Genomic DNA, 9,344 nt, shown 5'->3' with positions numbered 1-9,344 from the left:
CCTGCACCCCGCCGAAGGGCTTCAGCCCTTCGGAATCCCCTACAGGGTCATGCCGCGGGCGGTGACCGGCCAGACGGCCTCGACCCGGCCGTTCCGCACGCCCACGTACCAGTCGTAGACGTTGACCGTCGGGTCGCAATGGCCGGGGATCAGCTTCAGGCGCTCGTTGAGCTTGAGCACGTTGCCGGGATCGCTGATCACCCCGTGCTCGTCCGAGCACTTGATGTACGCCACGTCGTCGCGGCCGAACACCACCGGCAGGCCGCTGTCGATGCTCTGCGCCTTCAGGCCGGCATCGCAGATGGCCACATCCGCCTTCGCCTTGCTCATGATCGCCGTGACGATGAACAGGCTGTTCTCGAATTCCGCGATCGGCCGGCCGTCCGCGTCCTTCACCCGCTGGTAGTCCGCGTCCATGAAGACGTAGGAGCCGCATTGCAGCTCGTTGTAGACGCCGCTGCCGCCCTCCAGGGCGAAGCTGCCGGTGCCGGCCCCCGCGACGATATCGCAGGCGAGCCCCTCGGCCTTCAGAAGGTCGACGGTGCGCCTGGTCTCGTCGATCGCCGTCTGGATCAGGGCCTTGCGCTCGCCGTAGTCGCGCACGTGCTGCGCCTTGCCCTGATAGGCCTGCAGACCCGCGAAGCGCAGGCCCGGCGCCTTCGCGATCGCCCTGGCGATCACCAAGGCGGGCTCGCCCGGGGCGACGCCGCAGCGGCCGGCGCCGACATCGATCTCCACGAGGCATTCGAGGGTGACGCCATACTGGACGGCCGCCGCCGAGAGGTCGTCGACATTGCCGAGGTCGTCGACGCAGACCAGCACCCGCGCCCGTTTGGCGAGCGCCGCCAAGCGCTCGATCTTCTTCGGCGCCACCACCTGGTTGGAGACCAGCACGTCGCGGATGCCGGCGCTCACCAGCGCCTCGGCCTCGCTGACCTTCTGGCAGCAGACGCCGCAGGCCCCGCCCCGCTCGATCTGCATAGTCGCGATGTCGGAGGATTTGTGCGTCTTGGCGTGGGCCCGGTGGCGCAGGCCGTGCTCCTTCATGAAGCGGCCGAGCGTGTCGACGTTGCGCTCGAAGGCGTCGAGATCGACCATCAGGCAGGGGGTGTCGATCTCCTCGACCGGCATGCCGACGCAGGCGGGAATGTTGTTGCGCATGGTCCGTCTCCTCCGGATCGGGGTGTCTTGGTCGGGATGTCTTGGTCAGCGGGCCTGGGTCACGGGGCGAGGCCCAGAAGCTCGGCGATGCGCGGCGTCGCCTTGATGCCCGTGCCGGTGAGCACCACCACGGTGGTCTCCCCGGGCCGGATCGCGCCGCTTGCGGTGAGGTCGGAAAGCGCCGCCGCCGCCATGGCGCAGGTCGGCTCGACGTAGAGGCCGGTGCGGGCGAGCTCCATCAGGGCCGCCTCGATGGCCGCCTCGGAGACCGCCACGGTGCCGCCGCCGGACCGGCGGAGCGCCGCCAAGACCTCGCGGCCGCGCACCGGCTGGGCGATCGAGGCGCCCTCGGCCAGCGTCGGGCGCGGGGTCACCGGCACGAAATCGTCGGCGCCCGCCGCGAACCCGGCATGGAGCGGCGCGCAATGGGCCGGCTGGACCGCGTAGAGCCGCGGCAGGCGGGCGATCTCCCCCCGGCGCAGCAGCTCCGAGAAGCCGATGTCGCAGCCGAGGATGTTGCTGCCCGCGCCGCAGGGGATGATGACGGCGTCGGGCGCGGAGAAGCCCAGATCCTCCCACAGCTCGTAGGCCAGCGTCTTGGTGCCCTGGAGGAAATGGGCCTGCCAGTTGTGGCTGGCGTAGAAGATCTCCTCCGCCTGCCGCACGGCGGCGTCGGCGGTGTCCTGGCGGGTGCCGGGCACCAGCTCGACCGCGGCGCCGGCGGCGCGCATCTGCACGGTCTTGGCCGGCGAGGTCGAGGCCGGGACCAGGATCTTGGCCCGCATCCCGGCGGCGGCCGCGTAGGTCGCCACCGCGGCGCCGCCGTTGCCGGAGGAATCCTCCAGCACCGCGTCGATCCCCTGCTGGCGCAGGATCGACAGCATCACGGACGCGCCCCGGTCCTTGAAGCTGCCCGAGGGCGCGAACCATTCGAGCTTGAAATGCGCGTGCCCGCCCCGCCAGGGCCGGCGCACCAGCGGCGTGCAGCCCTCGCCCAGCGTGACCGGATCGGACACCGCCACCGGCAGCGCGGCGGCGTAGCGCCAGAGGGAGCGCTTGGCCGTGTCGATCTCCCCGCGTCCGATCCCCGGCAGGTCCGTGATCATCAGCGGACCGCCCGTCTCCGAGCGCCAGCGGGGCGTCTCGATCGGGTAGGTCGCGCCGGTGGCGGGGTCGAGATAGGCGGCAGATGGAGGCATCGCGGCTCGGTTTCCGGGGCGGTTCGGGAAGATAATACAAAATAATCTTGGTCGGCGCGCCTCCCTTCTCGCGGAGACGACGCCGGGCCGAGGCGGGCGGGGCCCGCCTCGTCAGGGCTCCGCCCCGACAACCCGCCAAAGGGCTTCAAGCCCTTTGGAAACCCGGGCCTCTCAGGCCGCGAGCGGCAGGATCGTCCGCTCCGGGGCGTGCTCGGCGGCGATCGCCCCGGCGACGATCTCGGCGGTGGCCCCCGAGAGGGTCCAGCCGAGATGGCCGTGGCCGGTGTTGTAGAAGACCCCGGGCCGGCGGCCGCGACCGACCTTGGGCAGCATGTTCGGCAGCATCGGGCGCAGGCCGCTCCAGGCCACCACCCGGTCGGTGTCGACCAGCGGGAACTGCTCGCGGGTCCAGTCGACCAGCGGCTGGATCCGGTCGTGGCGGATGTCGCGGTTGAAGCCGTTGAACTCGGCGGTGCCGGCGACCCGCAGGCGCTCGTCGCCGAGCCGGCTCGTCACGATCTTGGCCGCCTCGTCGAGGATGCTCACCTCGGGGGCCGCCTTTTGGGCCTCCGGAGTCAGCAGGTTCACGGTGATCGAGTAGCCCTTCACCGGGTAGACGTTGACCCGGTCGCCGAGCATCGCGGCGAAGTGCCGGCTGGCGCAGCCCGCGCAGATCACCACCGCGTCGGCCTGCAGGACCTGCGTGTCCCCGGCAGGATGGCCCGCAGCGCGCCAGCCGATGTCATAGCCCCCCTCCCCCGGCGCGATCGTCTCGACGCTGGCGTCCTGGACGAAGCGGACGCCCCTGCGGGCGCAGGCGGAGGCGAGCCCCCGGGTGAACTTGTGGATGTCGCCGGTGGCGTCGGAGGGCGTGAAGAAGCCCCCGTGATAGGTCCCGGCCAGCGTCGGCTCGATCGCCCGGATCTCCTCCGGAGTCACGGCGTAGCGCTCGAGGCCGCCCTCCCGCAGCAGGGCGTTGACTCCGGTCGCCTTCTCGAAGCTCGCCTGGTCCCGGTAGAAATGCAGGATGCCGCGGGTCTTCAGGTCGAAGTCGATCCCCTCGGCCTCGGCCATGGCGAACAGCGCCTCCCGGGCCTTCAGGGCCAGCCGAACGGTCTCCACGGTGTTCTCGCGGTAATGGGCGATCTCGCGAACGAACGCGGCCATCCAGGACAGCTTGTGCCAGGAGGGCTTGGGATTCATCAGCAGCGGCGCGTCCCGGCGCATCATCCAGCGCAGGCCCTGCATCACCGTGGAGAGCTTGTTCCAGACCTCGGCGTTGCAGGCCGAGAGCTGGCCGCCATTGGCGAAGGAGGTCTCCATGGCGGCGTAGCGCTGCCGGTCGAGGACGGTGACGCGGTAGCCGCGCTGGGCGAGCGCATAGGCGGTCGTCACGCCGGTGATGCCGGCGCCGATCACGGCGATGTGGGTCATGGGCTTGGACTCCGGGACGTGGACGCGTGGAGGCCGCCTCAAGAGGTCGGCCGGTTGCGCGCCCCATCTGTCCCGGTGCCTGAGAGCTTGATCCGTCCCGCCCTGGCGCGGCGAAGTACGGACGTCCCCTTCGGCGGGTGCCCACGGGTCCCCCCGCTGCACCTCTCTCCAGATCGCCCTGACGACACGGTTCCGGTGCCTGAGAGTTTCCGGGGCGGTTGCTCCGTCGGCGCCGGGTCCCCTCTGCTGGGAAGATCCCGGTCTCTCCCGCATCGTCACGATGGGCTGTCCCTGGATACGCCGATCGGCCGCAGGGGAGAAGCCCGCCCGTCCCGCCGGCGGCCGATTTCACCGACAGCCGCTGCGCGTTGTCACCGCCACCCACGCTCTCCGCCGGAGCGATCCCGGCCGCCGCCGGTTGACGCTGGATTCTCCGGGAGACGCCCCGATGCTGACCAGGACCGCGATCTACGAGGGCAGGGTGCGCGACGCCCGGGAAGAGGAATTCTTCCGCCGGGTCCGGGACGAGCTGGAGCCGTTCTGGCGGCGATTCCCGGGCGTCACCGCCGTGCGGATCCAGCGCGTGGTCTCGAAGGACGCCGACGCGCGGCCGATCGCCATGATCCTGGAGATGGACTTCCCCGATCAGGCGGCGCTGGATGCCTGCCTCGCCTCTCCGATCCGCCCGGAATCGCACGCCGCCACCGAGGCGGTGATGGAGATGTTCGACGGCCGCTTCTACCATCTGGTCAGCACCGGGCGCACCATGTCGCTGGTGGATTAGGACCCGGCCTCGGAAGGTCAATCTCCGCTCGAACGCAACGGCAAGTTTACCGCATATAAACCTATAATGACATATTATAATAGCCTGAAGATAAAATTTCAGGCCTGAACATCAGTTGATCCAGCACTCTTTAAGGGTCTCGGCGCAGGTTCCGCCTGAGCGACACCCTTCTTGTTCAGGCGGACGGCGCGATGGCGAAATGGATTCCTGGCGCGGCCGTCTTCGGCCTCCTGTGCCTGATGATCATCCCGGCTCCCGGGATCTGGGGCGTCCTGATCGGGGCCGCCTGCGTGCTGGCCATCGTCGGCAGCCTGTGCATGCTCGCCCTCGATCGGGTGGCGAGCGCCATCCTCGTCTGGCGCTCGCGGATGCGGGCGCGACGCCCGAGCCCGAGCCGGAGCCGGAGCCGGGTGGTCCATGCCGGCTCCAGGATGACCCGGAAGGTCTGAGCCTCCGGCGGGGCGCCGGGGGCTGGATTCCCCGCGGCATCGGTGCAAGGTCCCGGCGCCGCGACCACGGCGCCTAAGACCAACCGGGACGGTCCGATGAAGCTCCTCTACTCCCCCGCCTCGCCCTATGCCCGCAAGGTGCTGGTCCTCGCCCACGAGACGGGACTGATCGACCGGATCGCCGTCACCGTCGCCGGGGCCTCGCCGACCGGGCCCTCCGCGGAGGTCGCCGCCCACAATCCGCTGGGCAAGATTCCCGCCCTGGTCCTGGAGGACGGCACCGCCCTCTACGACAGCCGGGTGATCTGCGAGTATCTCGACGGCCTCTCGTCCGGGCCGCGCCTGTTCCCCGAAGGCGCCGCCCGCTGGGACGCGCTGACCCGGCAGGCGCTGGCCGACGGGCTGCTCGATGCCGCGCTGCTCGCCCGCTACGAGCGCGTGCTCCGCCCCGAGCCCCAGCGCTGGGACGCCTGGGAGGCCGGCCAGATCGGCAAGATCCGCGCGGCGCTGGACCGGTTCGAGAGCCTGGTCGGCGGGATGCCGGCACTGGATATCGGCACGGTCGCGATGGCCTGCGGGCTCGGCTACCTGGACCTGCGCTTTCCCGATCTCGCGTGGCGGGAGGGCCGTCCGGCGGTCGCGGCCTGGTACGCGCAGTTCGAGCGCCGGCCCTCCATGGCGGCCACCGTGCCGAAGGGCTGAGCTCCCGCCGCGCCGGGCCCCGCTACGGCCGGGCCCGGTCCGCGATCGCGTAGGGATGGGTCGAGCCGAGGGGATCGGCGAGGAAGTCCTGGACCGTCCCGGCGCCCGTGCCGAAGGTGATGAGCAGGAAGCCGCCCGCCAGGGCGAAGTTCTTCAAAAAATCCCAGAACAGCGCGCGGCCCTTGCCCCCCGCCCAGAAATCCCCCGGCACCCAGAACTGCTTCCACAGCAGCGCCGTCACCCCGCAATAGCCGGCGAGCACGAAGGCGGCGGCCCGGTCGGCGACCCCGGTCAGGATGCAGAGCGACATCCCGATCTCGACGCCGAGCCCGATCAGGATCAGCACCGTTGCGGGCGCCGTGGCGTGCACGGCCTCCCGCGCCTGCCCGACCGCGCCCCGGAAGTTCAGGATCTTGTCGAGGGCGCTGAACGGCAGGAACAGCAGCACGAGGAGCAGGCGGACGCTGAACGCGATTGCGACGCTGAGGCTGGCCATGCGCTGAACGGTCTCCCGATCCGGCCCGGTTCGGGCCGCCGATCCAAGGCGCTGATCCAAGCCGCGAGCGGCGCAAAGGTTTCGCGCGGCCCCGCCGGCCGCGTGCAGATCCTGGCCCCCGAAGCGCCCCGTGCGGGCCGGCCCCGGCGGTGCGCAGCGCGTCTTCGATCACGGGCGGCGGCAACGCAGACTCGGACGCCTCAGCCGAGACCGGCCTGCGCCGCGCCCACCTCGTCGAGGCGACGGCGCCCGGCACTCTCGAGAACGCCGTTCAGATCCGCCCGTGGCACGCCGACGTGCTTCGGCTCGGCGGCCCCAACATACACCTCGCGCGCCACAACTTCGTCCTGCCGCTGGTGTGCCGCCTGGTGCATCCCGGCTCCGGAAGCTCGGATGTCGGCCAGGGCGGGACGTCGAGAGCCGAGAGCGAAGCCGAGTCCCGGCGGCTGGTCGACCGCTTCGGCCGCATCCCCTGGTGAGGTCGCGCCGCGCGGCGGACGCCCTGCGGGCCGGAAGCGCGCTCGACCGGCGCGGATGTTGGTTCAGACTGGGAGCGCCCCTCGGGACGAGGACGCGGAGCCGGTCGTGCAGGTGCGGATCAGCCGCCGCACGAAGCCCGCGCACGCCTCAAGTTCGTCCCGGGTGACGTACTCGTCGGCCCGGTGGGCCCGGGCGATGGAGCCCGGTCCGATCACCACGGCGGGCACGCCGCCGAGCCGCTCGAACAGCCCACCCTCCGTGCCGTACGAAACCTTGGCGTGGCCGTTGCGGCCCGCGAGGCGCTTGGCCAGGGTCACGATCTCGGCCTCCGGATCGGTGTCGAGGCCCGGATAATCGATCAGCGGCTCGACATCGACGCCGCAGGCCGGATCGCCGGCCCGCATCAGCGGCGCCAGCGTCCCGGTGGCGTACCCGATCGCCGCGGCCGCCAGCGCCGCGGCATCGTCCGCGCCGATGGCCCGGTACTCGAACGCGACGCTGCAGGTGTCGGGCACGATGTTGAGCGCCGTGCCGCCCCGGACCACGCTCGACAGGCCGGTGGTGTGGGGCACGTCGTAGAGCGGGTCGCGGGCCCCGTCCCGGGCGATGGTCTCCGCGGACAGGCGGACATGCTCGATGAAGCGGGCGGCGTATTCCACCGCGTTGACACCCTGGGGCGCCAGGGCCGAGTGGCTGGCCCTGCCCCGGAAGGTGAGGCGGGCGGCCGACTTGCCCTTGTGGCCGACCACCACATCCATCCCGGTGGGCTCGCCCACGAAACAGCCGAGCGGCCGCGGCACGCGCTCGAGCATCCGGGCGATCAGCGGGCGCACGCCGAGGCACCCCACCTCCTCGTCGTACGAGATCGCGAGGTGGATCGGGGTGGCGAGATCCGCCGCGACCATTTCGGGCAGGAGCGCGAGGCAGACCGCGAGGAACCCCTTCATGTCGGAGGTGCCGCGCCCGTAGAGCCGCCCCCCCGCCTCCCGCAGGGCGAACGGGTCCGACGACCAGGGCTGGCCCTCGGCCGGCACCACGTCGCTGTGGCCGGAGAGCACGTAGCCGGGGTGGGTCTCGAACGGCCCGACGCTGACCAGCAGCGCCGCCTTCCGGCCGGTCGGATCCGGCACCCGCTCCACCGCGGCGCCGTGGCCCCGGCAATAGGCCTCGGCCCAGTCGATCAGCGGCAGGTTCGAGCGGTCGCTCACCGTGTCGAAGGCGACGAGCGTCCCGAGCAGCGCCACCGGATCGGGCGGGCCGGAGGGCGGCGGGACGGTCTGTGCGGGCTCTGTCATGGATGGCGTCCTGCAACCGCGCGCGAATCGGCCCGGATGGGGCGCCCGGATTCCTACGGGGTTTTCGGCGCTTCGGGGATCCCGGGCAACGCCCGGACCGCCCGACCGGTCCCGGGAACCGGTGCGGCGTCCGAGCGTCGCTCTCGGGGGAGGCCGCCGGAGACCGCCCCTGGGAGCCCGAACCATGCGTCGCCGTCCCGCTCCGATCCTCGCCGCCCCGATCCGCGCCGCCCCGATCCTCGCGACCCTGTTGCCGGCGGCCCTGCTGCTGGCCGCCCCGGCCGAGGCCCGGCCACCGGCCGGGACGCCGCGCCATCGCGTCGCGTCCGACATCGACCGGACCCTCGCCCGAAGGGCGGCACGGGACCGGCCGGACTGGCGGGTCTGGCAGCGGCCGCTCGTCCCGGCCTTCGCTCCGGCGACGCGCGAGCGGGTCGCGGCCCCGCCCTTCACGGGCTGGGGCTACGGCGGCACCCTCCCGGGGGCCTGGCCCGGCTTCTGATCCGCCTCGACCCGGGCCCGACCGCCTGCCATGGTGCGGGCGACCGAAGGCCTGAGACGGATGCGATGGTGCTGGAGTTCCGCCTGGACGATCCGACCCCCGCGGATCCGCGCCGCCGCTGGAACGCCCTCGCGCAGGAGGCGCGGGACGCCTGCTACGACAACACCCGCGCGGTGGCCGACAGCGCCGCCCAGGTGGCCGCCCGGAATGCCGCCTCGGCCGCCTACCGGGCCGCGCATCCGGCGGGCCTCGACGTGCCCTACGGCCCGGGCCCCCGCAACGCCCTCGACCTCTACCCGGCCCGGGACGGGGCGGCGCCCTGCCTGGTCTTCATCCATGGCGGCTACTGGCAGCGCGGCGCGCGGGAGCTGTTCGCCTGCTTCGCGCAGGGCCCGAACGCCGCCGGCTGGTCGGTGGCGATGGTCGGCTACACCCTGGCGCCGGAGGCGAGCCTCACCCGGATCGTGGCGGAGATCGGCGCGGCCCTCGACTGGCTCGCCGCCCACGGGGCCGCGCACGGGATCCGCGGCCCCCTGATCCTGTCGGGCTGGTCGGCCGGCGGGCTGCTCACCGCATTGCATCTGGGCCATCCGGCGGTGGCGGCGGGGCTGGCCATCTCCGGCGTCTACGACCTCGCGCCGATCCGCCAGACCGAGCTGGACGCCAAGCTGAGCCTCACCGACGCGGAGGTCGAGACCCTGTCCCCCCTGCGCCGTCCGGCGGTGGCGAAGCCGCTTTGCATCGCCTACGGCTCGCGCGAACTGCCGGCGCTGATCCACGACGCCCGCAACGTGCACGCCCTGCGGGCGGCGGCCCACGCCCCGGGGGCCCGCTGCCGTGCC

At 72.3% G+C, this 9,344-nt stretch carries 11 protein-coding genes and 2 riboswitches; of the genes, 6 read left to right on the top strand and 5 right to left on the bottom strand.

Annotated features, from left to right (window positions below):
- Positions 1-39: 39 nt before the first annotated feature.
- The 3 genes from I53_RS00385 to I53_RS00375 all read right to left on the bottom strand — a co-directional run bounded on the left by I53_RS00385 (position 40) and on the right by I53_RS00375 (position 3,794).
- On the bottom strand, positions 40-1,161 hold the full coding sequence (locus I53_RS00385; RefSeq protein ID WP_043345395.1) for a DSD1 family PLP-dependent enzyme: 1,122 nt from the start codon (positions 1,159-1,161) through the stop codon (positions 40-42).
- Between the two features lie 59 nt (positions 1,162-1,220).
- On the bottom strand, positions 1,221-2,360 hold the full coding sequence (locus I53_RS00380) for a threonine synthase (RefSeq protein WP_043345393.1): 1,140 nt from the start codon (positions 2,358-2,360) through the stop codon (positions 1,221-1,223).
- Positions 2,361-2,531: 171 nt separating this feature from the next.
- Positions 2,532-3,794 carry a D-amino acid dehydrogenase gene (locus I53_RS00375; RefSeq protein ID WP_043345392.1) on the bottom strand — a complete coding sequence of 421 codons (1,263 nt, stop codon included), beginning with the start codon at positions 3,792-3,794 and terminating at the stop codon, positions 2,532-2,534.
- 65 nt (positions 3,795-3,859) lie between these two features.
- Positions 3,860-3,968, bottom strand: a riboswitch (glycine riboswitch).
- A gap of 3 nt (positions 3,969-3,971) precedes the next feature.
- A riboswitch (glycine riboswitch) is annotated at positions 3,972-4,074 on the bottom strand.
- Positions 4,075-4,242: 168 nt separating this feature from the next.
- Here I53_RS00375 and I53_RS00370 point away from each other — a divergent pair.
- From I53_RS00370 to I53_RS00360, 3 genes are all read left to right on the top strand, one after another.
- A complete protein-coding gene (locus I53_RS00370) occupies positions 4,243-4,578 on the top strand; it encodes a hypothetical protein (protein ID WP_043345389.1) in 336 nt (111 codons plus the stop codon).
- A 191-nt stretch (positions 4,579-4,769) separates the two neighbouring features.
- Positions 4,770-5,027: a hypothetical protein gene (locus I53_RS00365; RefSeq protein ID WP_043345387.1), complete on the top strand. Its 258-nt coding sequence runs from the start codon at positions 4,770-4,772 to the stop codon at positions 5,025-5,027.
- A gap of 96 nt (positions 5,028-5,123) precedes the next feature.
- Positions 5,124-5,729 carry a glutathione S-transferase gene (locus I53_RS00360; RefSeq protein WP_043345385.1) on the top strand — a complete coding sequence of 202 codons (606 nt, stop codon included), beginning with the start codon at positions 5,124-5,126 and terminating at the stop codon, positions 5,727-5,729.
- A gap of 22 nt (positions 5,730-5,751) precedes the next feature.
- Here I53_RS00360 and I53_RS00355 read toward each other — a convergent pair whose 3' ends face one another.
- Positions 5,752-6,225, bottom strand: coding sequence for a DoxX family membrane protein (locus I53_RS00355; protein ID WP_043345382.1), 474 nt, complete (start codon positions 6,223-6,225; stop codon positions 5,752-5,754).
- 149 nt (positions 6,226-6,374) lie between these two features.
- Here I53_RS00355 and I53_RS00350 point away from each other — a divergent pair, with 149 nt between their 5' ends.
- A complete protein-coding gene (locus I53_RS00350) occupies positions 6,375-6,704 on the top strand; it encodes a hypothetical protein (RefSeq protein ID WP_043345379.1) in 330 nt (109 codons plus the stop codon).
- 63 nt (positions 6,705-6,767) lie between these two features.
- Here I53_RS00350 and argE read toward each other — a convergent pair whose 3' ends face one another.
- The gene (gene argE / locus I53_RS00345) at positions 6,768-8,000 is read right to left on the bottom strand and encodes an acetylornithine deacetylase (protein WP_043345377.1); all 1,233 of its coding nucleotides are present in this window, start codon (positions 7,998-8,000) and stop codon (positions 6,768-6,770) included.
- Positions 8,001-8,184: 184 nt separating this feature from the next.
- Between argE and I53_RS00340 the strand changes: the two genes are divergently transcribed.
- The gene (locus I53_RS00340) at positions 8,185-8,502 is read left to right on the top strand and encodes a hypothetical protein (protein WP_043345376.1); all 318 of its coding nucleotides are present in this window, start codon (positions 8,185-8,187) and stop codon (positions 8,500-8,502) included.
- Positions 8,503-8,567: 65 nt separating this feature from the next.
- A partial coding sequence (locus I53_RS00335) for an alpha/beta hydrolase (protein WP_043345374.1) occupies positions 8,568-9,344 on the top strand: 777 nt, incomplete at its 3' end.

The organism is Methylobacterium sp. B1 (genome assembly GCF_000333255.1).
GTDB lineage: Bacteria > Pseudomonadota > Alphaproteobacteria > Rhizobiales > Beijerinckiaceae > Methylobacterium > Methylobacterium fujisawaense.
Note: the sequence above shows the minus strand (reverse complement) of the source record. Positions and strands in the feature narration are given on the sequence as shown.